General features: G+C 44.6%; 24 protein-coding genes and 1 riboswitch. Of the genes, 1 reads left to right on the top strand and 23 read right to left on the bottom strand.

What is annotated here, in order from left to right; genetic code table 11:
- Positions 1–3: 3 nt before the first annotated feature.
- The 16 genes from GT674_RS02105 to GT674_RS02030 form a co-directional block, all read right to left on the bottom strand.
- A complete protein-coding gene (locus GT674_RS02105; RefSeq protein ID WP_161284153.1) occupies positions 4–1593 on the bottom strand; it encodes a peptide chain release factor 3 in 1590 nt (529 codons plus the stop codon).
- 157 nt (positions 1594–1750) lie between these two features.
- Entirely contained in the window at positions 1751–2515 is a 765-nt protein-coding gene (locus GT674_RS02100) for a SpoIIIAH-like family protein (protein WP_161284152.1), read from the bottom strand.
- Positions 2516–2525: 10 nt separating this feature from the next.
- Positions 2526–2702 carry a hypothetical protein gene (locus GT674_RS17320; protein ID WP_243149027.1) on the bottom strand — a complete coding sequence of 59 codons (177 nt, stop codon included), beginning with the start codon at positions 2700–2702 and terminating at the stop codon, positions 2526–2528.
- 55 nt (positions 2703–2757) lie between these two features.
- Complete coding sequence (locus GT674_RS02090; RefSeq protein WP_161284151.1) at positions 2758–3399, bottom strand: stage III sporulation protein AF; 642 nt, start codon at positions 3397–3399, stop codon at positions 2758–2760.
- A gap of 38 nt (positions 3400–3437) precedes the next feature.
- The gene (locus GT674_RS02085) at positions 3438–4673 is read right to left on the bottom strand and encodes a stage III sporulation protein AE (protein WP_161284150.1); all 1236 of its coding nucleotides are present in this window, start codon (positions 4671–4673) and stop codon (positions 3438–3440) included.
- Complete coding sequence (locus tag GT674_RS02080; protein WP_161284149.1) at positions 4670–5056, bottom strand: SpoIIIAC/SpoIIIAD family protein; 387 nt, start codon at positions 5054–5056, stop codon at positions 4670–4672. Before GT674_RS02080 ends, GT674_RS02085 begins: the two co-directional genes overlap by 4 nt.
- Before the next feature lie 12 nt (positions 5057–5068).
- On the bottom strand, positions 5069–5263 hold the full coding sequence (spoIIIAC, locus tag GT674_RS02075; RefSeq protein ID WP_161284148.1) for a stage III sporulation protein AC: 195 nt from the start codon (positions 5261–5263) through the stop codon (positions 5069–5071).
- An 18-nt stretch (positions 5264–5281) separates the two neighbouring features.
- Positions 5282–5818, bottom strand: coding sequence for a stage III sporulation protein AB (locus GT674_RS02070; RefSeq protein ID WP_161284147.1), 537 nt, complete (start codon positions 5816–5818; stop codon positions 5282–5284).
- Entirely contained in the window at positions 5812–6768 is a 957-nt protein-coding gene (spoIIIAA, locus tag GT674_RS02065; protein WP_192925966.1) for a stage III sporulation protein AA, read from the bottom strand. Before spoIIIAA ends, GT674_RS02070 begins: the two co-directional genes overlap by 7 nt.
- A gap of 81 nt (positions 6769–6849) precedes the next feature.
- A complete protein-coding gene (locus tag GT674_RS02060; protein WP_320442957.1) occupies positions 6850–7404 on the bottom strand; it encodes a 4'-phosphopantetheinyl transferase family protein in 555 nt (184 codons plus the stop codon).
- Positions 7401–9230, bottom strand: a complete 1830-nt coding sequence (locus tag GT674_RS02055; protein ID WP_161284146.1) for an ATP-dependent helicase — start codon at positions 9228–9230, stop codon at positions 7401–7403. Before GT674_RS02055 ends, GT674_RS02060 begins: the two co-directional genes overlap by 4 nt.
- 11 nt (positions 9231–9241) lie before the next feature.
- Positions 9242–10690, bottom strand: coding sequence for a glutamate--tRNA ligase (gene gltX / locus GT674_RS02050; protein WP_161284145.1), 1449 nt, complete (start codon positions 10688–10690; stop codon positions 9242–9244).
- A gap of 64 nt (positions 10691–10754) precedes the next feature.
- Positions 10755–10988 carry an acyl carrier protein gene (gene acpP / locus GT674_RS02045; RefSeq protein WP_161284144.1) on the bottom strand — a complete coding sequence of 78 codons (234 nt, stop codon included), beginning with the start codon at positions 10986–10988 and terminating at the stop codon, positions 10755–10757.
- 106 nt (positions 10989–11094) lie between these two features.
- Complete coding sequence (locus GT674_RS02040; RefSeq protein ID WP_243149026.1) at positions 11095–12336, bottom strand: FtsW/RodA/SpoVE family cell cycle protein; 1242 nt, start codon at positions 12334–12336, stop codon at positions 11095–11097.
- 122 nt (positions 12337–12458) lie between these two features.
- On the bottom strand, positions 12459–15305 hold the full coding sequence (locus GT674_RS02035; RefSeq protein ID WP_161284143.1) for a hypothetical protein: 2847 nt from the start codon (positions 15303–15305) through the stop codon (positions 12459–12461).
- Positions 15306–15356: 51 nt separating this feature from the next.
- The gene (locus tag GT674_RS02030) at positions 15357–17426 is read right to left on the bottom strand and encodes an efflux RND transporter permease subunit (RefSeq protein WP_161284268.1); all 2070 of its coding nucleotides are present in this window, start codon (positions 17424–17426) and stop codon (positions 15357–15359) included.
- Between the two features lie 214 nt (positions 17427–17640).
- Here GT674_RS02030 and GT674_RS02025 point away from each other — a divergent pair, with 214 nt between their 5' ends.
- Positions 17641–18255, top strand: coding sequence for a TetR/AcrR family transcriptional regulator (locus tag GT674_RS02025; RefSeq protein WP_161284142.1), 615 nt, complete (start codon positions 17641–17643; stop codon positions 18253–18255).
- A 23-nt stretch (positions 18256–18278) separates the two neighbouring features.
- On the opposite strand, the gene GT674_RS02020 is transcribed toward GT674_RS02025, so the two are convergent.
- The 7 genes from GT674_RS02020 to GT674_RS01990 all read right to left on the bottom strand — a co-directional run bounded on the left by GT674_RS02020 (position 18279) and on the right by GT674_RS01990 (position 25694).
- The gene (locus GT674_RS02020) at positions 18279–19379 is read right to left on the bottom strand and encodes an ABC transporter ATP-binding protein (protein ID WP_161284141.1); all 1101 of its coding nucleotides are present in this window, start codon (positions 19377–19379) and stop codon (positions 18279–18281) included.
- The gene (locus tag GT674_RS02015; RefSeq protein WP_161284140.1) at positions 19379–20395 is read right to left on the bottom strand and encodes a FecCD family ABC transporter permease; all 1017 of its coding nucleotides are present in this window, start codon (positions 20393–20395) and stop codon (positions 19379–19381) included. The genes GT674_RS02020 and GT674_RS02015 overlap by 1 nt, the downstream gene beginning before the upstream one ends.
- Before the next feature lie 10 nt (positions 20396–20405).
- The gene (locus GT674_RS02010) at positions 20406–21602 is read right to left on the bottom strand and encodes an ABC transporter substrate-binding protein (protein ID WP_161284139.1); all 1197 of its coding nucleotides are present in this window, start codon (positions 21600–21602) and stop codon (positions 20406–20408) included.
- A gap of 2 nt (positions 21603–21604) precedes the next feature.
- Positions 21605–22519 (bottom strand): hypothetical protein, encoded by a 915-nt coding sequence (locus GT674_RS02005; protein WP_161284138.1) that lies wholly within the window; start codon positions 22517–22519, stop codon positions 21605–21607.
- 154 nt (positions 22520–22673) lie between these two features.
- Positions 22674–24065 (bottom strand): sirohydrochlorin cobaltochelatase, encoded by a 1392-nt coding sequence (locus GT674_RS02000; protein ID WP_161284137.1) that lies wholly within the window; start codon positions 24063–24065, stop codon positions 22674–22676.
- Positions 24066–24278: 213 nt separating this feature from the next.
- Positions 24279–24473: riboswitch (cobalamin riboswitch) on the bottom strand.
- Between the two features lie 48 nt (positions 24474–24521).
- The gene (gene thiE / locus GT674_RS01995; RefSeq protein WP_161284136.1) at positions 24522–25178 is read right to left on the bottom strand and encodes a thiamine phosphate synthase; all 657 of its coding nucleotides are present in this window, start codon (positions 25176–25178) and stop codon (positions 24522–24524) included.
- Between the two features lie 6 nt (positions 25179–25184).
- Positions 25185–25694, bottom strand: coding sequence for an NUDIX hydrolase (locus GT674_RS01990; protein ID WP_161284135.1), 510 nt, complete (start codon positions 25692–25694; stop codon positions 25185–25187).
- Between the last annotated feature and the right edge of the window lie 27 nt (positions 25695–25721).

Below are 25721 nucleotides of genomic sequence, written 5' to 3'. Positions count from 1 at the left end.
GGTTTATTTACTGAATTCTGTCAATACCAGATCCGGATTACGGTCTTCTGTCATTCCGACACTCCATGCATTGACAAACAGAAGAAGCGGATTTCCTTTAAGGTCTGTAACCTTCTTCATATCAGAAGTTCCTGTGATCTTAGCCACATCAACTTCTTCTTTGTTTGCGATCCAGCGGATATGCTCATATGGAAGATTTTCCAGTCGGATTTCTACGTTATATTCATTTTCCAGTCGATATTTCAGAACATCAAACTGCAGAACACCTACAACACCTACAATAATCTCTTCCATACCTGTGTTAAATTCCTGAAAGATCTGGATGGCACCTTCCTGTGCGATCTGGTTGATACCCTTGACAAACTGTTTACGCTTCATGGTGTCAAGCTGACGTACACGGGCAAAATGCTCCGGTGCAAAGGTCGGGATTCCCTCGAACGCAAATTTATGTCCCGGTGCACAAATCGTATCACCGATGGAAAAAATACCCGGGTCAAAAACTCCGATGATATCTCCGGCATACGCTTCATCTACCACATGACGGGACTCTGCCATCATCTGCTGAGGCTGAAGAAGACGCATTTTCTTTTCGCCCTGGACATGATAAACTTCCTGAGATGCGTCGAATTTACCGGAACAGATACGCATAAATGCAATTCTGTCTCGATGAGCCTTGTTCATATTTGCCTGGATCTTGAATACAAATGCAGAGAAATCATCAGACATCGGATCTATTTCTCCCTCATCTGAAATTCTTGGAAGAGGAGAGGTTGTCATCTTGAGGAAATGCTCAAGGAAGGTCTCCACACCAAAGTTTGTAAGAGCAGAACCAAAAAATACCGGTGTCATGTTTCCCTTGCTCACCTGTTCCTGGTCAAACTCTACAGCAGCACCGTCCAGAAGCTCGATCTCATCCATGAGCTGTTCTCTCTGATCCGGATCTACGATAGCATCAAGACGCTCATCGTCAATATCGATTTCTTCGATCACACCCTCCTTGGTTCCCTTCTGTGTATCAGAGAAGGTCAGAACCTTGTGTGTGTTTCTGTCATAAACTCCACGGAATTTTTTACCGGAACCAATCGGCCAGTTGATCGGACAGGTCGCAATTCCAAGCTCTTTTTCTATTTCATCCAGAAGATCAAACGTATCATTTGCATCTCTGTCCATCTTGTTGATAAAAGTAAAGATCGGGATATGTCTCATGACGCAGACCTTGAACAGCTTTCTTGTCTGTGCCTCAACACCCTTGCTTCCGTCAATGACCATGACTGCGGAATCCGCTGCCATCAGAGTACGGTAGGTATCCTCTGAGAAGTCCTGATGTCCCGGAGTATCCAGAATGTTGATACAATATCCATCATAATGAAACTGCAATACGGAAGAGGTTACGGAAATACCTCTTTCTTTCTCTATTTCCATCCAGTCAGATACTGCATGGCGGGCGGTTGCCTTACCTTTTACACTGCCTGCCAGATTGATCGCACCTCCATACAGCAGAAATTTCTCTGTCAGGGTTGTCTTACCGGCATCCGGGTGAGAGATAATGGCAAAAGTTCTTCTTTTTTCTATTTCTTTCGCATACTTAGACACGTTTTTCCTCCTGTCTATTATCCTATTTCCAATTTCTATACAACTTTTTATTTTATTATAGAGTGTGCCTGACTGTCAAGAAAAAAAGGAACGTAAACTGCTGGCTTTTGCAGCTTACGTTCCTTCTTTCTAATCTGTATTTATTTACTATAGAACCTCAGTCATAAATCCCCTCTGTCTGGATCACTTGATCTGTCGCTGTCTCCTGGTCTTCGTATGTAGTGTCTGTTTCGTCCGTGCTGTCATAAGCGGCCGTCTCGTCAGCATTTTCTTCTGCCTGTAAACTGTCTTCTTCTGTGTCCGCAGTCTGATCCAGTGGTGTGATCACAATATTTTCTGCGGCAATTCCTGTTTTTCGTTTAATAATATCCTCAATCTGGGCTCTTTTTGCATCTTCAAGATCTGCCTCCGGGACAACCACATCTGCAGTTTCACCGGTAAGGTTTACCACAGTGTTTTCGAATCCCTTTGCCTCCAGGAGCATTTCTGCAGCAGCTTCTTTTTCTGATACTTCTGTCATCTCTACCATAGTATTGATCGCCGTCTGTTTCTGTTCATCATCAATATCTGCATTGTTGATGATCTCCTGCAGATCAGCCTTGCTCTGAGAGCGCACCTGCTCACGGGAAAGCTTCGCCTGTGCCGCAAAGCCTGAGGCGCCGGTAAGCACAGCCTCTCCCGGCGTTGTCGTATCCGTATCATCTGCTGTATCGCTTAAACTATTCTGGCTGTTTTCTTCTACGAGTGCACTCTCATCGCTGATGTCATAATCCACCTGATCCAGAATACTGCTGCTGTCTGCACTCGCTTCTTTGTCCCTGAATCCCAGGTCTACATCTGCAAAATTCAGATACCCGGCCACTGCGATCAGAATAGCCAGCGAAGTAATGATCACCTGATTCCTTTTTATGACTTTTTTCACTTTGCTCTCCTCATTTCATTTTGATTATTTTTATTTTATGGGCTTCAATCTGAAATAATGCCATTACTGCCTGCTGAATTTTCTGCACAACCACCGGATCTGCCGCCCCTTCTGCCGCGATCAGAACCCCTTTAACCTCAGCTTCTTCTGACTGATAGATTCCCTGCTGCTCTCCTGTCATCAACATTACTTTTACCTTCCCGGCTCCTTCCATACTTTCCAGAATGTCCTGCAGTTTAAGCTCAAGAGTAGATTGTATCTCCACCGTACTCTGTGTATTGTCCTTCAGTAGAGTACTCTGTCGGGCTGTACCGGTCTTCTGCGATACCGGAAGTGCGATCACCGACAGAAGAAGCCCCAGAAGCAGAAGCACGATCCACTGCTGTTTTCCCAGCTTCTCCCGTAAAAATCCTGATATTCTGTTCTTTGATCCCGAATTCCTGTCGGAGTTCATCCTTCAGCCTCCCTTCCTGTTGTAAGTCCAGGCTCTGTCCTGCTGTCAGACTCACCGATATCTGCTCCCCTTCTATATCTACGATGACTTCCTGTATTTTTATTCCTTTTTCTTCGCATTTTTTTGTGATCTGAGATGTAAGTTCCTGCTCGAAGCCTTTGCGGATATAAAATCCCTGCAGGTTCTGCGTCTCCTTCTTTTCAAGTACTGAAACTTCCTCATTATAATTTCTCGAAAAATCTTCGATAACCGCACCACTGTTTTTTACAATAGAAAGCAGGGGTACGGACAGAATATAGATTAATAAAAGCCCCATGAAAGATCTGATATATCTCTCATATTTTTTATCCGGTATCAATTGAAGCACTGCTGTAAATAAAATATAAAATGCCGCCAGAGTCCTGACCCATTGATAGATTTCTGCCTTCATCTTTTATTTCTCCTCTTTTATGTCCCGGACAGCCGGCATCATCGCTGAATTCCCGCCATCAATACCAGAAATGCCAGCATACACAACACTTCCGCAGTAAAAAGGATCCGAAGAAGCAGTGCGCACCCTTCCCCCATTGTACCAAGAGCTCTTACCATACGCCGGTCAGAAACCGGCTGTGCCACCGCTGCAAGCAGACGATAAAGAATCGACAATATCCCATAATGCAGCATCGGTCCTGCACCGATCAGAACAAACACTACAAGAATCACAACTCCCAGACAATTTCTGACCAGAACCGCACTTGTCACAACCAGTTCTGTGACCATGTTCACTGCATTTCCCACTCCCGGAAGTGCCCCTGCCGCTTTTGACAGAAGCCCTCTTTTTACTGAATCCATGACCGGTGCCACCAGGTTCCGGATGATCTGCAGCCCCACCACTGCTGCAAGAAGTGATTTTAGTCCCCAGGAAACTGCTGTGTTCAGCAATTCTGCCATTTTTCCCAGCATTTCCTCTCTGGAAAGTGAATTTACAAGCTGCAGAAGGACATACATACCGGATGCCGGAAGAAGTACCGTCAGAAGCAGCCACTGTATTCCCCACACCATGAGCAGCACGCCTTCATAAAAAACAACCGCTGATGCCGCACCAGAAGCGGCACAGACCGTCATATAATATGCCGGTGCCAGTCCTTTCATCATCTCCGTCATCCAGGAGATTGTCTTTTCCAGCGAACTGCTCATCTTCGAAAAAGAATCCATCAATATAGTAAAAAACAACAGGTAGACTACAAAAAAGCTAATGTCCCCAATCTGGTTATTTTCAAATACTTCTGCAAAACTTGTAAAGACTGCTGACAGCAATATCAGAAGAATCAGTTTCACAAAAAGCTCTTTTTCCTGGTCCAGCTGATAAAAGAAAAAACGGTACACAAATTCCTGTACCGCTTCTTTTGAAAATGCCCGTTCTCCTCTGGTAAGCTTTATCAGTGCCTCTTTCATGGAAAAACTGTCTGCCCCCATAAAATCATCCAGCATCTTCTGCACATCTGCAAGATTGATCTCCTTAAGAAGTTCCTCCGCCGTTTCTGTTTCATCCAGGCTCAGCTCATCCGTACCCGATGGCTGTGTTTCCACTGTTTTCTGATCTTTCAGACCTTCTCCGCTGTCCCCATAAGCTTTTACTGTCTGGCGTCCCCCTGTTTCCAGCCACAGCATAACAACGAAAACGAAAAACATCCTCCGAAACCATATTCGTATGTTTCTTTTCATGTCATAAACTCCTGTATCGTTTCGAGCAGTGCCAGAAGGATCGGAACGCTCTGCACCAGAATTGCCAGCCTGCAGAACATCTCAATCTGTGCTGCTGTCGACTGATGCCCGGCATCCTTACAGATACCTGCCGAAAACTGTCCGATATAGGTGATCCCGATCATCTTGATCAATGTTGTAAGATATTCCTGCGTGACCGGAAGGCTGTTTCCCAGTTGTCTGAGTGTTCCAAAAAGGTATTCCAGTTTCCCTACAGCCAGTCCAAGGATCATGATTCCAATTCCCATCGTGATAAACGCTGTATATTCCTGTCTGGTTTCTTTCAGAAAAAAGCAGAGTATGACACCACAGATTCCCAGAAGTGAAATTTTTATTATATCCATCTTTCCTCCTGCTTACAGTACAAACAGCTTCTGAATATCCACAAACAATTCATAAATGTAGGGTACTATCCAAAACAAAACTATAAGAAGACCTGCGAGGCTCACCAGAAATGCCTGCTCGTCCCTCCCGCTGTGTTTCAGAATCTGAGAGAGAATGGAAACCAGGATTCCGACCGCCGCTATTTTAAAAATAATGGTAACTTCCACTCTTGCCCCCTCCCGTTCTTACCAAAACAATACTGCAAGCAAAATTCCTCCAAGGATTCCCAGGCTCTGGCAGATTTTTTTCTGTTCCGGCAGTTTTTCTCTGAGTTGTCTCCGGCGTTCTTCTGTTTCTGCTTCCAGAAGTTCGATCTGACATATCTGCTGCTCTCGGTCGAGATATCCAAGTCTTCTTCCCAGTGTCTGCAATATCTCAATTCCCTCTTCTTCATTCTTATGAGCTCCGGCAAAATTTTGCAGATAAATGTTTTTTTGTATGCAGTGCTCCAGTATCTCTGTCAGATTGCTGCCGCCGCTGCCTCTCATCTCCTGTGCCGCATCCAGAAGAATTTTTGAAAATGATCCTTCAATCTTTCCCGCAATCTCCCCAAATGCCTCCGAAAGCGAACTGTTCCCGCAGCGTATCTCCCCTTTCAGCAAAAAAAGAATCTGAAGCAAAATCTCCAGGTTCTTTTCTCTTTCTGTAAGTTCCCGGCTTCCTGCATATCCGATTCCTGCTCCACCAAGAATCATACACAGCGCTGCTATAAGCTTCAGCATCTTCTTCCCTTTGCGTCATAGATTCCTTTTATCACGCCGGTCTGATTTCTGTCGCCGAGAACAATGTATTTTTCAAATATTTCCATTTTTTTGAGTTTCTGAAAAAAAGGCTGGGCCAGGATATCCTCCAGTGAATTTCCATGTGCCGTTGCGATCAGTCGGCAGCCACAGTAGATCACACTTTCAACCGCCCGGAAATCTTCTTCCCGGCCAAGCTCGTCCACTGCCACCACATCCGGAGACATGGATCTTACAAGCATCTTCATGCCCTCTGCCTTTGGACAGGCATCGAGAATATCCGTACGCATTCCCAGGTCATTCTGCGGAATTCCCTGCCAGCTTCCGGCAAGTTCACTTCGTTCATCTACCACTCCCACGGTCACACCCGAAATCCCCTCCCGTCCATTGCTGAGCTGGCGGATCACATCACGGAGAAGCGTGGTCTTACCTCCCCTTGGCGGAGAAATGATCAGGGTATGTGCGATATGGTTCTGCCTCTGTATATATGGCATCACTGCATCTGCACAGCCCGGGAGCTGATGCGACAGGCGGACATTGATACAGGAAATATACTTCATCCCTTTTATACGATCTCCATTCAGAATCACCTTGCCGGTGACACCAACTCTGTGTCCGCCCTGCACACTTATATATCCCTGACGGATCTCATCCTCATATGCATACAGCGAATAGCCGCTGATATACTCCAGTGTTTCCTTAAGATCCTGCCGCGTTACCAGGTACGGCTCATGTCCCTTTATCCGCAAAAACCGTTCTCCTCCCGCATAGATCAGAAACAACGGCCTGCCGGCCCTGAGTCTGATCTCATAGAGGCAGTTATAATCCGGCTTCGCCTCAATGAGAAGTCTGCGGATATTTCCTGCAAACAGATTCTGAATATTTTCCCCGTCGATCGCCCTCACCTCTTTACAGTTAATATATGTGGACAATCTGTTTTTAGTACCTCAAGCAGATATAAAAAATCCGTATACACCAGCATAACCTGTTATATATACGGATTTTTACTCTGCTTATGGCAGTTGTATTTCTTCATGTACCCATCGAAGTTCCAGAGGATCGCGGGACCACACTGCTCCGCTGTAGCCTTCTTCCATTTCCAGCATCATATAAGAACCTTTGTCCATGGGAATCTTACGGAGATCTTTAGAAAGTCCTTCTCCTGTCCACTTGATATATGCCTCCCGAAGCACCCACTGAACAAAGAATGCCTTTTCCATCTGGTCACTCTCAAGGATCTCACGCACCATGTCTGCCGGGACCATTCTGTTCAGCATTCTCTCGTAGTTGACTTTCTTGTGTTCCTGAACATCAATGCCGACTTCCTCCCCCGCGATAATGCACATCACATACTTACCGGAATGGCTGATATTGTAATGGATCTTTGGCTGCAGGGTCAGAAACGGCTTTCCGTGTTCTCCTGCTGCTCGCGGCTCGAATGCAAGTTTCAGGCCATATTCCTTATAAAGCCCCGTCGCAAGCAGTTTCTCTCCGATCATATGCCCCATGTTCTTGTGGAGATATTTCTCCGGAACCTCTGTAAAATAAATCACTGCTTTCATACTCATATGTGCACCTCCTCCAGAAAGCGGGAAGGCTCCCGTTTCTTCTCATGCTGCTGTCTCACGTAACACAGATCAAGTTCTTTCCTGGCACGGGTCATTCCCACATAAAAAAGTCTCCGTTCTTCTTCGATCGCTGGTTCCAGGACGGCTTTCTTATACGGCATGCTTCCTTCATTTACATTCAGAATGTATACCTTATCATATTCCAGTCCCTTAACGCCATGAAGTGTTGAGATCAGAACGCCTTCTCTCTCCTGCTCCTGTTTCTTCGCCTGCTCTTCCAGCTTTCCGGTATAATCCTCTATGTAATCTTCCCATTCTTTCAGGCTGTCCATTCCCTTCGTACTGTCCGTCAGCCGATCCAGGATTTCACTTAGTTCCTCTGGCTTTATTTTACGATATTCTGCGTATTCCCGCAAGTATTCTTCGTATCCCATTCCCTTTCGGATAAAATTTATTGCCGCAAACGGAGAGAGTCCTTTTAGTATCCGAAGATGCGTCTCCAGAGTTGTCAGCCGGTCGCACATCCAGTCCTTATCCTTATAAAAATCCTTCAACTGTTCAAAGGAAATCACAGGTGATAAAGACACTGCATCCCTGGATATATATCGGTTTGGCCGGTTCATAAATTCCACAAAATTCTTCCGGCTCTCGTCTCCCGACGCAAAACGCAGGTAGGCCAGAATATTTCTGCATATCCAATGATGAAACAGATTTGGCAGTTTTTCTTTCATGTTGAAGGGAACCTGTCGTTCCATCAATGCCCCTACCAGCCCCTCTGCCTCCTGATTCGTGCGCAGAAGGATCGCCGTATCTTCCAGCTTATCTCCTCGTTCCATCCGCTCCCTGAGTTCTGATACCACTTCCAGATATTCCTCCCTTGGGTTTTCAAATTCACGAAGCTTTACCGGATTCCCTTCCGGATTCGGTGTCTGTAAATGTTTCTGGAATCTCTTTTTATTCGTTCCGATCACCTGCATCGCCGAAGAAAGGATTTTTTTGCTGCAGCGATAATTCACATCCAGGGTTACGCTTTCTGCAGCCGGATAGTCTTTGGTAAAATTCAGCATGATCTCCGGTCTTGCGCCTCGGAAATGATAGATCGACTGGTCATCATCTCCCACAATAAAAAGATTATCCTGCGGTTTTGCAAGAAGCTTTACGATATCATACTGCAGCTGGTTGATATCCTGAAACTCATCGACAAGAATATACTGGAATTTATTCTGCCATGCCGCCAGAATATCCTTACGCTTATCAAACAGCTCATAACAATAAAGGATCATATCATCAAAATCCAGCTTTCGTCTTGCCTGACAGATTTTGATATATTCCCGGTATATCTGACGAAAAACTTCGTCCGGGCAACAGGAAGAATAATAATATTCCAGCGAAATCCTGTTTCCCTTGACAACGCTTATCTCCTTCGCGACTTCTTCCGAAAAATCCCCTTCCTCTGCCAGATCTCCACCATAATTCATGGCAAGTTCCCTGAGAATTGCCATTTTTTCCTCTTCCGCCAGAATATTTGCGGCAGTAAAACCATATGCCTGTTTCAGGATACCATAAAAAACGCCATGGAAGGTTCCAAATGTAATTGGAGTATATTCCTGACCGGTAAAATTCAGAAAACGCTCTTTCATTTCTTTTGCCGCCGCTCTGGAAAAGGTCACAACCAGAATATTAGCCGGAGAAATTCCGCCTTCCTTTGTCATATATGCAGTTCTTTCTACTATTACGGAGGTTTTCCCCGAACCGGGGCCTGCCAGGACCATCATCGGTCCTGACAGGTGGGCGATTGCCCTTTGTTGAGATGGATTACGTTTCATATATCTGCTGATCAGCTGAGTTTCTCAATAGCTGCTTTTACACGTTTAAGTGTTTCTTCCTTGCCGATGATCTCCATGATCTCAGTTGCACCTGCCGGTGTCATCTGCTTGCCAGATACCGCAGTACGGAGCGGCCACATAACATAGCCATTCTTGTATCCTTTTTCTTTGACAAAGGCACTTAAGGAAGCAAACAGCGGGTCATTTTCATACTCTTCCTGTGCTTCAAGAACCGGGAGAACTTCTTTGAGAACTGCAAGAGAGGTCTCCTCGTTTGTCTTCATCTTCTTGTGACAGTACATTGCAGAATCATACTCCGGTACTTCCTCAAAGAAGTCGATCAGTGCCGGAATATCCGGGAATGTTTCGATTCTTGTCTGAACCATTCCTGCAATCTTACGGAAGTTGTAGTCTCGTTTCAGAACCTGCTTCATGTATGGAAGTGCTTTCTCATAGAAAACTTCCGGATCCATTTTCTTAATGTATTCGCCATTCATCCAGCGAAGCTTGGTGATGTCAAATACGGCTGGTGATTTGCTGATATGATGATAATCAAAAGCCTTAACCAGTTCCGGAAGAGAGAAGATTTCCTGGTTGTCCTGCGGACTCCAGCCAAGAAGAGCTACAAAGTTTACGATTGCCTCTGTCACAAATCCCTGCTCCAGAAGATCCTCATAGGAAGAATGTCCGGAACGCTTGGAAAGCTTCTGATGCTCTTCATTGGTGATCAGCGGACAGTGAACATACACCGGAATCTCCCATCCGAATGCTTCATAAATACGATTGTATTTCGGCGCAGAAGAAAGATACTCATTTCCTCTGACAACATGGGTGATTCCCATCAGATGATCATCTACAACGTTTGCAAAATTGTAGGTCGGATATCCGTCTGATTTGATCAGGATCAGGTCTTCCATTTCCTCATTATTGACGGTGATATCTCCATAGATCACATCATGGAAAGTAGTAGTTCCCTCTGTCGGCATATTAAAACGGATAACATGTGGTTCTCCTGCATCCAGACGACGCTGAACCTCTTCTTTGGAAAGCCTGAGACATCTCTTGTCATAAATAGAGATTTCCTTGCCAGCCACCACACGCTTCATAGATTCCAGTTCTTCCTGTCCACAGAAGCAGTAATAAGCATCTCCCTGCTCGATCAGCTGCTGTGCATATTTAAGATAAAGTCCGGATGCCTGTCTCTCACTCTGCACGTAAGGACCTACACCGCCATCCTTATCCGGGCCTTCATCGTGAAGCAGTCCTGTACCTGCCATGGTACGATAGATGATATCCACTGCTCCATCTACATAGCGCTCCTGGTCTGTATCCTCGATTCGAAGGATAAAATCTCCATCTTCGTGTTTTGCAATCAGGTATGCGTACAGTGCTGTACGCAGATTTCCTACATGCATCCTGCCTGTCGGGCTCGGTGCAAATCTGGTTCTGATTTTTGTCATTTCTTATTTCCTGCCTTTCACAAATGTAAAACCCCTGAGACAATATGCCTCAGGGAGTGTTTTATTATGCCTCAATGCCTCTGCCTTTAAGATACTCGATTACGTCTCCCACTGTTTCCAGGTCTGTCAGTTCCTCAGCAGGTATCTCAATATTGTATTCATCCTCCAGTGCCATAACCAGTTCAAACAGGTCAAGGGAGTCTGCTCCGAGGTCATCCTTAAAAGAAGTATCTGCTGTAATTTCGTTTTCGTCGCAGTTTAACTGTTCTGCGATCATTTTTTTCATTTCATCTAACATTTGTATTCTCCTTTATCAAGTATACATTTTCTCTGCTTTGATGTGCAAAGTATATATTCTGGAAAACCATTTGTCAATAGATTTTCCATTATTTTAGAGACCCCTTTCAGGGGGCTTTAAACTTAATCTGACGCGACACACTTAAAGCCATTCCCATCTCTGCCATGAGGAACATGATCGAGGTACCTCCATAGCTGATAAACGGCAGTGTGACACCTGTATTCGGCATCAGATTCACCACAACCGCGATATTGAGGATCACCTGCAGTGCAATGTGGATAAAGACCCCGCTGACAAGCAGTGATCCGAACAGATCCGGTGCATTCTGCGCAATAAAAAACAGCCTGTAAAGAAGGTATGCAAACAGAATAAGAAGGATCACCCCGCCTACAATTCCCAGTTCTTCACATATAATAGAAAAAATCATATCATTCTGTGCTTCCGGTACACTTCCAAGCTTCTGAATGCTGTTTCCAAGTCCTCTTCCCAGAAATCCTCCTGAGCCGATCGCATAAAGTGCCTGAATTGTCTGATATGCCGCATCTCCCGTAGCATTCTCAGGATGAAGCCATGCAACAATTCGATTCAGACGGAAATCATCTGTCTTCTGCACTGTCTGACCGATAATAAGCACGATGATTGCCACAAAGAGAATCACTGTGCCTGCAATGATAAGAAAAATTCTTGTCTTTGGATGTGCCACAAAGATCATCCCTGCTGTGATGCAGAAAATGATAATTGCAGTACTTAAGTTATCTGTACAGACATATGCCAACATTGCAAGAAAGGTACCCATCCCGCCAAGTGTCATACAGGCCCTGAGTGAATTCATCTTCTTCCCCATATGAACGATCATATAAGAAAGACAGACGATCACAGCGATCTTGGCGATCTCCGCCGGCTGAAACTGAATCGGTCCGATCTTCAGCCATCTTCTGGCTCCGTTGGAAACCGTTCCGAGAGGAGTTCTTACCAGTATCATACTTGCTGCTGCCATGGCATAGAGAGCACCTGTAAATCTTGCCAGAATATGATAATCAAACAATGATATAAACAGTGCCCCTGCAATGCATACAAAACTGATCGCCGCCTGCTTCTTAAAGAAGTACATATCATCTCCAAATCTCAGTGTCGATGTATAAGCACTTGTACTGTACAGCATGATCAGTCCAAAACAGGTTAGCAGAATGATAGCAGCCACAAGACTGTAATCATAATAGTCCGGCTTCTCAATAAGCCGAGCCCTTAAGCTGTTTCCTGACGTTGATTTTTTGTGGGAATGAGTTCCCGGGTTATTTTTGTTATATTTCGAAACCTGCATCGCTTTCTGTTGTTTCGCTTTTTCCATATTATCACCTGATACTTTCAAGCATGTTTTGACATCCTGCTATACAGTATAGCAGACTCCCTCTGGCTCCGCAAGCAAAAACAGGGAACGGTAAAAACCGTTCCCTAAATTTTTTTCTGTCATCACTTATTGTCGATTGCCTCTGTTTCAATGACAAACTTCACATTTCCATCCATATTGTCAGATTTTCCGGTAAAGCTTGTATATGCATTTTCATCGGAACGAAGTGCATCCAGACGGTCCAGGACATCCTGAAGATCCTCGTTTACAACCTCATCAATCTTCTTGATTCCTTCGTCATTGAATTTCTTTGTTCCATCTGACAGTTCTTTGGCACCTTTGGCAAGTTTGCTGATTCCATCCTTGACCTGTGTGCTTCCACTTGACAGAGTACCGGTTCCGCTTACAAGCTGCTGTGTACCACTGGCAAGCTGGCTTGCTCCACTGTTCAGTGTACCGCTGTTTGCAGAGAGACGGCTTGCTCCACCTGTAAGAGTACTGGTTGCACTGTCAATCTTGCTTGCTCCACTCTGAACCTGCTTGCTTGCACTTGTGAGCTGGTTTGCTCCGCTTGTAAGAGTTTTTCCTGATTTCTGAAGTTTATCCACACCATCTGTAAGCTGCTTATTAGAAGACTGAAGTTTCACTGCACCGGCTTTCAGTTCAGAAGCTGATGCCTTGGCTGTCTCATAGCCTGCCTGAAGCTGATCCGCACCTTTTGAAAGTTCTTCTGCACCCTGCTGAAGTGCTGTCAGCTGCTTACTGTCTAACAGAGTGCTTACCTCTGTCTGAAGCTCTGCTGTTCCTTCTTTTACCTGGGCAGATGCATTTGTCAGGGACTCACCATCTCCGGTTCCGTTCGTGATCAGATTTTCTGCTGCTGTATCTAATGCCTCATTATTATCTGTAAGCTGTGTAAGTGCGGCATTCAGACCATCTGCCAGCTGTTTCGCCTGATTAAGGGAATCTGCCTCAGAATTCTTTGTATCTCCATTTTCCAGTTCATCAAGTCCTGCTGAAATCTGATTCAGTCCATCCTGAAGCTGAGACACAGAACCTGCTGCATTGCTCTGTGCACTGATCGCATCTGCGGCCGCCTGAACCTGTCCGGCCTGCTCAGAAAGACCGGATACCTGATCTGCATGAGCCTGCAAACTGTCAACACCACTCTGTGCTGTGCCCACACCACCGGAAATTGCTCCGATCGCACTCTGCACTGCACCGTTTACAGCGGCTGCTGTTTCTTCATCCATAGAAGAAGTATCAATGCTGCTTAAGATATCAATTGCTGACTCTGCACTTGCCAGACCACTTGCAATCGTTCCTGCATCTCCCTGAAGCTGAGCACCGGCACCGGCAGCCTCACTCACCGCACCGGCAGCTGCACTTACCTGACCTGCTACAGAATCATCTGTGGATGTCTCAAGAGAATCCGCTGCTGCCATTGCCTGTGCAAGACCATTTGCAACCTGTTCTGTCTTGCTGTTATCATCCTCACTGCCTTCTGTCATACTTCCAAGAAGTGCTGACAGCTGTGCCGACACACCCTGTGCCTGTGCTGCACCTGCAGTATAAGACTGCACACTGCCGGCAAACTGTGCGGCTCCCTGTGCATAGGCAGTTACAGAATCTGCATAAGTATTGATCTTTGTAACGGTATCAGAAAGCTTTCCTGCCATTGCTCCGGCTTTCTGTGCAAAAGCACTGATTCCTGCTGCTGCAGTCTTAACGCCTTTGGCACTCTCTCCTACGCCCTCAACCAGTGTTCCTATTCCATCAATATACTGGCTGATTCCATTTCCAAGCTTTGTTGAGCCTTCTACGTAGGCCTTCACGCCGCTTCCCAGGGTGTTCGTACCACTGATATAGGCTTTGGCTCCGGATGCCAGTGTATTTACTCCCGCATTATATTCTGTCAGTGAACTGGTCAGCTGACTTACTCCTGATGCATACTGTGTCACACCGGAGGCAAGAGTATCTGCCCCGGAAGTATAGGATGAAACACCGCTCTTGAGACTTGCCGCACCACTGTTCAGAGTGCTGACACCGCTTTTGAGTGTGGCAATACCATCATCCAGTTCTTTGTATTTCGTATCCAGTGTCGTAGTTCCATCGGAAAGTTCCTTAGCTCCATCTACCAGCTTTTCTGCTGAATCTGTAAGTTCTTTGATGGAATCCTTAAGATCATCCAGTCCGTCAATGTCACCTGTATCCAGGGAATCCAGAATATCTGTCATTCCAAAGGTAAATGTGGAGCTCATGCTGAAATCAGTAACATCTGCTTCCATAGTAAATCCTTCCGGAATATCAATATCAAGGTCTTTGTCAACACTCTTAAGGTCCAGACTGTCAGAAAGTCCAGGAAGACCAACACCGACTGCAATGTTTCTCTGTCCGTCAGAGAGCACCTTTCCATTGTCGATGGTCACATTTGTAAAATTGTCAACCGGAAGAATCATTGCTGTAACCATTACAAACGGAGAATACATATCTGTTTTCTTCTTGCCGACTTTTACTTCGTTTTTGGCATTGTTGGTATATTTTACTTCAATCTTAAGGTGTCCGCTCTTACCGGCCAGATCATCCGGACTTACCTGGACTCCGTCCAGATAATAAGTAAGTTGTACAGATGCAGGAAGTTCCTTTGTTGTTGTTCCCTGATAATAAATATCCTTATCCTCTGTATTCCAGGTCAGCTCATCGCCATCCTGTTCAAAGGTTTCATCACCTTTGACATTTTTGATATCTTTAAGATCTGACACATCACTCAGATTTCCTGAGGATGCTGAATTTTTCAGCCAGTCAGATACTGTAATCTCCTGAGGAGTACCACTGGCCGAAGCATTTACATATACAGTTTCCTGTTTTGAGACACTGCTGTCTGCTGCCAGTACCGGCATCGTTCCCATAACGACAGCCATTCCTGTTGCCAGAGTAGCGGCTACTACTTTCTTTCTGTTTCTGTTCATATCCTTGACTCCTTTTCCAGCCCATAGGCTTCATTCATTTTCATTTAGGTTTCATTTTTTATCCGGCAAAAATCCCTTTGATGTATGAACTATGATCGGATCAAATACCATAAACATTGCCGGAAGTACGAGTAATACGACAATCGTACTGATCACTGCACCTCTTGCAAGCAGGGTACAGATCGCACCGATCATATCAACCTTAGAATAAAGAGCTACTCCAAAGGTTGCTGCAAAAAAACTGCATCCACTTACAATAATGGACTTCATGGAGAATTTATGTGCTATGGAGATAGCTTCCTTCTTTGTCTTGCCAAGATGACGCTGTTTCTGATAGTTGCTGGTCATCAGGATCGCATAGTCAACGGTTGCTCCCAGCTGGATAGCTCCGATTACGATACTTGCTACGAACGGAAGGGTTACTCCCTGATAATAAGGGATCGCCATATTTACAAAAATCGCAAATTCAATAACTGCCAGCAAAATGAACGGCAGAGAAATCGATTTGAATACAAACAGAATGATCACAAAGATTGCTGCCATAGAAAGAATATTTACTCTCTGAAGGTCAACATCCGTTGTATCCTGAAGGTCTTTCATCAGAGGAGCTTCTCCGATCACCATGGATTCCGGACTGTATTTTTTGACAATCTTCTGAATTTCATCCAGCTGTGCATTACACTCATCTGTTGCTGAGGAATACTCGGAACAGATAAACTGTACTTCGTAGTTATCCGACTGAAGCATTTCTTTGATATTGGAAGGAATCATGGATTCCGGGAATGTCGGTCCAATCAGAGAATTCATTCCCAGTGACCATTTCACTCCGTCAACCTTATCAATCTGATCCAGCATCTGTGTTTTCTCTTTGCTGTCCAGCCCGTTTTTCAGCAGCACCATATGGACAGTACTCATATCAAAGTCTTCCTTCAGTTTTTCATTGGATACGTTACTGTCCAGTGTAGCCGGAAGAGACTTGTCAATATTGTAATAAATCTGTGTATGGTTATTTCCGTAAACAGCCGGATACAAAAAAATCAGGAATATAAGAAGCCATACTTTATAATGCTTTGTGATAAATCCGGAAGGCTTATCCATACTCCTGATCAGAGGTTTGTGTTTTGTCTTCTCGATCACTCCGTCAAATACAAGGATCATTGCCGGAAGAACTGTAACACAGCAGATAACACCGATCACAACACCTTTCGCCATAACAATACCCATGTCACGTCCGAGTGCAAAAGTCATAACACACAGTGCAAGGAAACCGGCAATTGTTGTGACCGAACTTCCGGCTACAGATTTGAATGTATCGGCAATCGCATGTGCCATTGCCCGGTCTTTGGTATCATATTTTTTCTTATATGCTTCAAAGGAGTTCAGAAGGAAAATGGAATAGTCCATTGTTACGCCAAGCTGAAGTACTGCTGTCAGAGATTTTGTGATATAACAAACCTCACCAAGGAAAATGTTGCTTCCCAGGTTATAAACAACTGCAAGACCCACACTAAGCAGGAACAGCACCGGAATTACCAGCGAATCCATAGCCAGAAGCAAAACCAGCAGAGACAGGCAGGCTGCGATCACAACATAGATTGGCATTTCCTGAAGTGCTATGTTCTTAATGTCTGTTACGACACCGGACATCCCACTTATAAAGCACTGTTCATTTGCAATCTTACGCATATCGGTAACTGCTTCCATCGCCGCATCAGAAGATGTTGTATCATCAAAAAGCGCGATCATCATGGTTGCATCACCATTGAAGAAGCCATCTTTGAACTTATCCGGGATCATACTTACCGGAATGCTTAAGTCAGCCACACTGTCATACCACAGTACGTCCTTTACATGCTCTACATCCTGAAATTTCTCTTTTAATTTCGCTACGTCTTTCAGTTCCATATCTTCTACGACTACCATAGAGAATGCACCCATTCCGAATTCATCCACCATGATATCCTGACCTTCAACTGTCTCCAGTGAATCCGGCAGATAACTGAGGATGTCGTAATTAACTCTCGTTGCTGCCATTCCCAGGAATGACGGAATCAGCAGAAGCATACTGATGATCACGATCAGCACTTTATGCTTTGCTATCCATTTTCCAAACTTAATCATCATGTCCTCCTTATCGACTTTTTTTGTCATTTATGACTATCAGTCATTTTTTATTCCATAAAGAGTTATATACCAAAACTGACTCTTAGTCAATATACGATTCGCCCAAAGTGTCCAAAAACTAAGCTTCTTTTTTATTAATATTGACTTCCGGTCATTTTTGACTATAATAAATCACGGAACCAAAAATCAACAGTCCGGAAAGGAGATTCGTATGGGAAAACTGGAAATGAAAAAGCAAAAAAAGAAAGATGCTCTGTTCAATACAGCCTTTGAGCTTTTTACCACAAAAGGGACCAACCAGACGACGATCTCTGATATTGTAAATAAAGCAGGCGTTGCCAAGGGTACTTTTTACCTCTATTTCAAAGATAAATATGATATTCGCAACAAGCTTGTCTCTCATAAGACTTCAGAACTTTTTTATCAGGCCTACCGCGCGATCATCGAACAGGAAATCACAGGTTTCAGAAAACAGCTTCACTTTATGATTGATTTTATTCTAGATGCCCTGCAGAAAGATTCTTCTCTGCTGGTCTTCATTTCCCGCAACCTTTCCTGGGGTGTTTTTCAGACCGCACTGGAAGATCAGATTCCAAATGAAGATCTCATATTTTATGAAGCCTATCTGAAACTGCTCGAAAAAGATGAATGCACCTATGATCATCCTGATATGCTGCTGTTTTCGGTCATCGAACTTGCAAGTTCCACCTGTTACAGCTGCATCCTTTACCAGCAGCCCGTTTCACTTGACGAATACCTGCCATATCTTCATCAATCGATCGACGGAATTCTTGACAGTTATACACATAAAGAAGCAGAACTGTGATTTTCATCTCAGCTCTGCTTCTCTTAGTTGATTTTTAATTTTTTCATCCGTTCAGCTTCTTCTCTCAGAAGCTGATTTTTTTTGTTGGATGTTCCAAATGCATCCATACAGCAGATCACTTCTCTGCATTTTTTCATGGATGCATATGCTTTCTGATACGCCTCTTCTGAAATTTCTTCAAACGGCTGCTCTACGATCACTTCCGCTGCCAGATCCTTTGCCACCTGGTAGTCCACATCATTTTCATGCAGGACACCTGCTGCAAACGGGATTCCTGCTCTTTGCAGTCTTCTGTAAGTTGGGATTCCACTTCCATTGCCGCCGATCACAAAAACCTCCGGTTTTCCCTCCGGTGCTCCCATCTCCAGACAGCCAAAAGCCGCATTATAGCTTCCTGTTGTGATTCCATAAAGATGATGGATATATTCAGAGGTAAAAATTTCTTCCGGCGGGCCGTATTTCTCAATCCTGTCACCATGAACGCAGATCACCTTATCCGAAATCTTCTGTGCAAGATCCAATTCATGAAGAGACATCAGAACCGCTGTCTGGTTTTCCAGCACCATCCGTTTCAAAATAGAAAGCAGTTCCAGTTTATGACGAATATCCAGGAAAGAAGTCGGCTCGTCCAAAACGATCACTTCCGGTTCCTGACAGATTGCCCTGGCCAGAAGTATTCTCTGTCTCTGGCCATCGCTGATCGCCGTGAAATCTCTGTCCTTAAAATCCATTGCATGGACCATCTCCATCGCCCTGTGAACCTTTTTCCAGTCTTCTGCTGATAAGATTCCCAAAGTTCCCGTATAAGGATAACGTCCTGTTGCCACGATGTCCTCACAGGTCATAAGTTCCGGCTGGATCCGTTCAGTCATGACGACAGCAAGCTTCTTTGCCACTTCTTTGCCGGACATTTTGCTCATCATTTCCTGATTCATATAAACAGTTCCGGCCACAAGCTTCAGCTGTCTTGTCATACTCTTAAGAATCGTAGATTTACCCGCACCGTTTGGTCCGATCAGTGTAAGGATCTCTCCACGTTTCATTTTAATTTCTACATCTTTGATCAGTGGTTTTCCGTCATAGCCAACCACCATCTGATCTGTATGGATAAAATATTCTCCCATCACGCTCTCTTCTTTCTGTGGATCATAATGTAAATAACAATCGGTGCGCCAAACACTGCTGTCACAGAACTGATACTGAGTTCCGTCGGTGCAAACACAGTTCTTGCGATCAGGTCACAGAACAGACAGAATACAGCACCTCCAAGGAAGCAGGCCGGGATCACAAGAAGCGGTTTTGATGTTTTGAGCAGGCTTTTTACCAGATGCGGCACCGCAATTCCAACAAAAGAAATAGGCCCTGCAAAAGCTGTCACACAGGCAGAGAGAATACTGGAAAGCAAAATCAGTGCGATCCTGAACGCCTTAATATTCACGCCCATATTCTGGGCATAGCCTTCTCCCAGCTGATAAGCTCCTATTGGTTTCGACATCAGAAAAGTAATGATAAGCGCTGTCATGACTACAACTGTCATCGTAGAAACATTTTCCCAGGTCGTTCCCGAAAAACTTCCCATCGACCAGTTATGAAGATTTACGATGTTGGAATCATCCGCAAAAGTCACCACAAAATCTGTCACTGCTGAACAGATATATCCTATCATGATTCCGCTGATAACCAACATAGACATCTGATTGACTTTCTTTGCGATCAGGAGCACAAAGCCCATGGAAATCATGGAACCTGTGAAAGCAGCAATGATCATCACGCCCGAGGTTGCCACGATAGATTTCCCGAGAAGAAAGATCATCGTCAGTGCCACGATCAGTTTGGCACCGGAAGAGATTCCCAGGACAAAAGGTCCCGCAATCGGGTTTCCAAAAAAAGTCTGAAGCAAAAATCCTGATACGGACAAAGCGCCTCCAAGGATCACGGCTGCCAGAATTCTCGGAAGCCGAATCTCCCATATAATATTGTAGGCCGTCTCCGTTCCGTCTCTCAGAAAAATAATTCGGAATACATCCTGTAAGGAGATCGGAATGCTTCCGGAATTAATATTCCAGAAAACCAGGACTCCAAGAAATATGATCAGCATGATAAACGACAGCCAGTATCTGAAATGTAGTTTCTTACGCATATTTTTCCCCTTATTTCAGTTTCTTCATATAAGTAAGAGAATCCAGTTTTGGATCATCTGAAGTCAGCATCGTGTGGATATCCTCGATCATAGTTGCCAGTCCCATCGTTTCCTGAAAAAGATTCTGTCCTGTACACCATACATTTCCATCCTTCACAGCCTTGAAATCAGCCAGAAGTGAGCTTTTTGCAAGAAGTTCATCGATGGAATCCAGTTCTCCGTCAATCGTACTGTTGTAGATGATGTAATCCGCATCTTTTGCTTTCGCATAAAATTCTTCCATCTGCATATTCATGGTAGACAGCGCATTGTCGTCTTCTGCAGGATCATGGAAAATATACTCGCCCCCGGCAAGCTCGATCATTTTTGATACATAATCATTGGATTTACGTACATTCGCCGCACCCATGGAATTAATATAGAAGAAAGCCACTGTTTTTCCTGTATTCTCGCTGTCCTCTACGGATTTCAGCTTGTCCACCTGCTCCTGAAAAATCTTCTGTGCCTGATCCTCTTTACCAAGGAGAACTCCATAGAGTTTGATCCATTCCGTTCTTCCGAGTGGATGGCTCTCATAGCTGGAATGTTCTACCAGGACCGGGATTCCAAACTTTTCCAGTTTCTCCTGGACTTCCGGCTGATGATAGATCATGGTTGATTCGATTGCAAGATCACAGTTCTTTGAAAGGATCAGTTCATAGTCCGGTGCGCTGTACTTTCCTGCAAATGCGATATCTCCGTCTTCCATTGCCTTTTTGGCCTTGTCAATATACCAGCCATCTGCATTTGTACCAGAAAGACTGATACTATCCAGCCCGTCCAGAGCACAGAAAAGATCCATCGCCGAGGTTGCAACCAGATAGATATTCTGCACTGGTTTCTGTATTACAGAAATGTCGGCATCAAGCCCCTCAGGTGCTTCTTTATCCTCCGGAACCAGAAGGAAACGTTCACCATCCACAATTGTGATCAGTGCATAGCCACCCTCGTAATAATCTACTGCAAACTGATCTGCATACTGGAGTTCCAGGCTATGGTCATATTTCATGCCTGCAAGTTCCTGAGCGATTTCCCTGTCTTCAATTTCTTCTTCCTGTGCTGCTTCTGTCTGTTTTTCGTTCTGCGCTGCCTGTACGACAGCCGGAGCTGTCATACAAAAAACAGCCGCTGTCAGTACACAGAGCATCTTATAGAATTTCTTTTTCATATTTATTTTTCTGCCTTTGCAACGCTTGCGGAATCAAACTGCAGAGTATATTCGATCTCATGAGGTGTACTCATTGCCACGGTGTCTGCGGTTACAGGCATTTTGTAATCAAATGCATCCACCGGAATCTCAAATGTAGAGTTTCCATCCTTGTTGACCGGCTCATATTTCTCATCATTTACGATCATATAATCGTAATTCGGACTGCTCCATACGATTGTTGCTGTAATCTTGCCATCTTTGATCTCAAGGGCTGCCGGAGAATCTACGCTTGCCTTGCCGCTTCCGCCTTCCATGGCAACATCGACTGTATACTCTCCGTCTTCAAGCTTCAGATCCTCGACTGTTTTTTTGTCCTCAGATGCCCCTGCTGCTTCTCCATCGGCTTCTTTCTGTAGATTGGTCACTTTTACTTTATGGTCATACCATTTATTTTTCTTTCCGATCAGAGCAACATTAAATTCCTCATCGATTGCAGGAACCGGAATATCAAATCCATAAACTTCTTCACTCATGCCATCACTGTAGGTAACGGTATCAGTCGTAGGCTCAAGAAGTTCTGCGCCATCTTTTTTTGCATCTTCTGCTGTTCCCACAAACAGATTTACAATGCTCTTTGAAACAAGGCTTACATGAATGGTCATCTTGCCATCTTTCACAGTAAGTGTTCCCTTGCCGTCATTTGCCTCATTTACATGAAACATATTGCTGTCTGTATCAAATTCTGCACTGTAGATTCCATCTTCCAGAGCAGTGCTTTCTGTATCAGAATCCTTCTTGGTTTCTTCTGTGCCGGCCTCCTCTTTTGTGTCGGCTGTCTCGGTCTTTTCTTTGTCGGCTGCCATAACCGGACTAACTGTAGTAAGTACCATGGCACTGCTTAATACACATGCCATTAAAGCTAATGAACGTTTCATTATCATTTCCTCCTGTTCTCTTTCACTTCGTTTAAGCAAAATCTTATTTATCCCAAAAACTGCCCGGAAAAGTCATAAACTTTCCGGGCAGCCATCACCTCTACGTCTTGGGATTTTGCCATATTCATGGCAAAACACCTCGCGGAATATTTTATTATTCTGCTGCTTCCTCTGTTGCTGCATCATCTGTTGTCTCTGCGGAAGCATCATCAGCAGCCGCATCGTCTGTAGCTTCTGCATCGTCTGTAGCTTCTGCGTCATCTGTAGCATCAGCATCCATAGCTGCCTTTGTATGAGCCACATAGAGATCCTCTACTGCCGGGATTCTTCCCAGTCCTTCAATCTGGCAGTCAATGCTGTCAAATGCTCCGGATGCCTCAAACTGGCTCTTCCAGGAATCCTCATCATCACCAGCCATATCGTTGTTTGCATGATCACCTGCAACAACCATCAGCGGACGAAGAACAACTTTCTTATAACCAGCCTCTTTAACCTTATCGATAACTGCCTCACATGCTGTATCTTCCGGCTTACCCTCAACGGTTCCGATAAATACGTTCTTGTATCCAAGGTCTTCCATCTGAGTCTGCATCTGATCATAAGTTACATTTGCAGTATGAGAAGTACCATGTCCCATGAATACAAATGCTGTTCCGTCTTCTGCTGATGCATCTATGCTGTCAAATCCTGCTTCTTTTACTGCTGCATCAACAAGTGCCTCTGCAACTGCTTTCTTGTCATCGTTGATCACTGTAGCATCTTCTCCGACTTCACCAAGCATTGGCTCTGCGATTGCAACGGATTCAAATTTATCTTTATACTGATCGATTGCTTCTACCATCTCATCATATTCTGCTCCATGCATAAGATGTGTCGGCTGTACAACCAGGTTCTTAACTCCGTTGTCAACTGCACGCTGGAGTGCCTGATCCATGTTGTCAATTGCTTCGTCATCTCTTGCCTGTACATGGTTGATGATGATCTGTGCTGTGAATGCTCTTCTTACAGCCCAGTCCGGATAAGCTTTTGCCAGAGCGTCTTCGATTCCCTTGATATCCTCTGCACGGCTGTCATTGAAAGAAGTACCAAAGCTTACTACAAGGATTTCATTCTCACCGATCTCGTCCTGATTGCGCGGATCATCTTTGGAAGCATCCCCTGTGTCACGTCCGAAATATTCCGGGCTTGCTTCTTCGCCTTCTACCAGTTCTTTCTGTGCATCTGTCAGTGCATCCCATGCTTCTTTGGCAGCTTTGCAGTCCTCATCTGTTGTGTCAGTTCTTTCCTGAACATAGATCTTGTCGATCAGTGCTGCTACATTATCTGCTGCTGCCTGGTCATCATCTGATGCCTCAGCAGTATCGTCTGCTGCTTCTTCTGTAGCTTCAGCTTCTTCTGTAGCTTCAGCTTCTTCTGTATCTGCTGCTGCCTCTGTTACAGTATCCTCTGCAGTATTATCAGATGCCATAACTCCGGCTGTTCCCATCATAGATACGGTTGTTACTGCTAACAGTGTTGCAAGTGCTTTTACAGTTTTGTTTTTCATTGTTTCGTCCTCCTTTGGCACAAACGTTCCCGGCGGCTGTTCCTTATCGGAATCGGTCGTCCTGATGTAGCTTTATATAAAATTATTCATCAGCAAACTTATACGATACGAAAACATGAAAAACTTCTGCACATTAAAAAAGCCCTTATAAAGGGTAACAGGTCTGTCGCATATAAACGGTACAACCAATTACTCGTGATCTGGAATTCATATTCCCGTACCAGACAACAGGCAGGTTTCCTGACTTGCCAATCAACATATGCTTCTATCTTCCCGGTCTCCCAGTGATCATGCTTACGCATACAGAATCATACTCCCTGCTTACAGTGACGAGATCGTACAGGTTTCACACCTGTTTCCCTTTTAACTTCTGATAAATTCTTCAGCACCTGTCATCTTCTTTATTCAATTTTCTATACGATATCATATTTTTTTACAAAACACAATATGTTTGCCTTATTTTTTACAAAATATATCCGTCAGTCTGCTCATTTCTGATGTTTTTTCTGCCGGGTCCTCTGCCGCAAAAATCCCGGAGATCACTGCCGCACCGTTGACACCGCTCCCCTCAAGTCTGGAGACATTTTCACTGTTGATCCCGCCGATCGCAACAACCGGGATATTTACGGAGGCAGCAATTTTCTTAAGTTCTTCTATAGAAAGGTTCTTTGCATCTTTTTTGGTCGTACTTCCAAAAACCGCTCCTGTCCCGATATAATCTGCTCCTGCTTTTTCGGCAGCCACTGCCTGCTCCACCGTTTTGGCTGTCATTCCGAGGATCTTATCCGGCCCCAGAATTGCACGTATATCTCTGTCTTTTATGTCAGACTGTCCGACATGCACTCCGTCTGCATCCATTTCCATTGCAATCTCCACACTGTCATTTACCACAAAAGGAATTTTGTAGCTGCGGCAGAGTTTCTGAAGTTCTATTGCTTCTTTTCTGGTTTCTTCCGCATTCAGTTCTTTTTCGCGGAGCTGAAGAAAGGTTGCTCCGTTCTGAATAACTTTTTCACATACAGAAAGAAGGGTTTCATCTTCTTTCAGCCAGCTTCTGTCTGTGATCACATACAGTTTCAGGGCTTTTGCTATCTCTTCTCTTGTAAATTTCATTTTGTGTCACTCCTGCCTTTCAAATGCTTTGCGGATGCTGTCGTAATGGAGGAATTTACCCTCTGCGGCAAACGCCTGGATCTGCTCCAGGGTTGCAAACATATGTCCATCTGTCTCCTCCGTCTGCAGTGACAGATCTTTTTCGTCTACATCCATGACAAAACGATATACATCTACAAAATAATTATCTCCTTCTCCCGGATTTTCCCTCTTGTATGTAAAAAGATATCCGCCCTCTGCATCTCTTGCATCCAGACCAGTTTCTTCTTTCACTTCACGAAGTACTGCCTCATAGGAGCTTTCTCCTGCCTGCGCTGCCCCGCCGGAAACTTCCCACCAGCCCGGAGCCCACGCCTTTGTCATGACTCTTTTTGTGATCAGAAATGTATCATCTGGTCTGGCAACAACACCAAGCACTGTCAGATGATATTCCCCATCCTTTAAACACCAGTCATTTCTTTTCATTGTACGGCCTGTCGGCTGTTTATTTTCATCATAAATATCCCAAAATTCCATTTAACATTCTCCCCGTTTATCTTCGCA

Source organism: Blautia sp. BIOML-A1 (assembly GCF_009883055.1).
Taxonomy (GTDB): Bacteria; Bacillota; Clostridia; order Lachnospirales; family Lachnospiraceae; genus Blautia_A.
The sequence above is the reverse complement of the archived record's forward strand: the minus strand, read 5'-3'. Positions and strand labels throughout refer to the sequence as shown.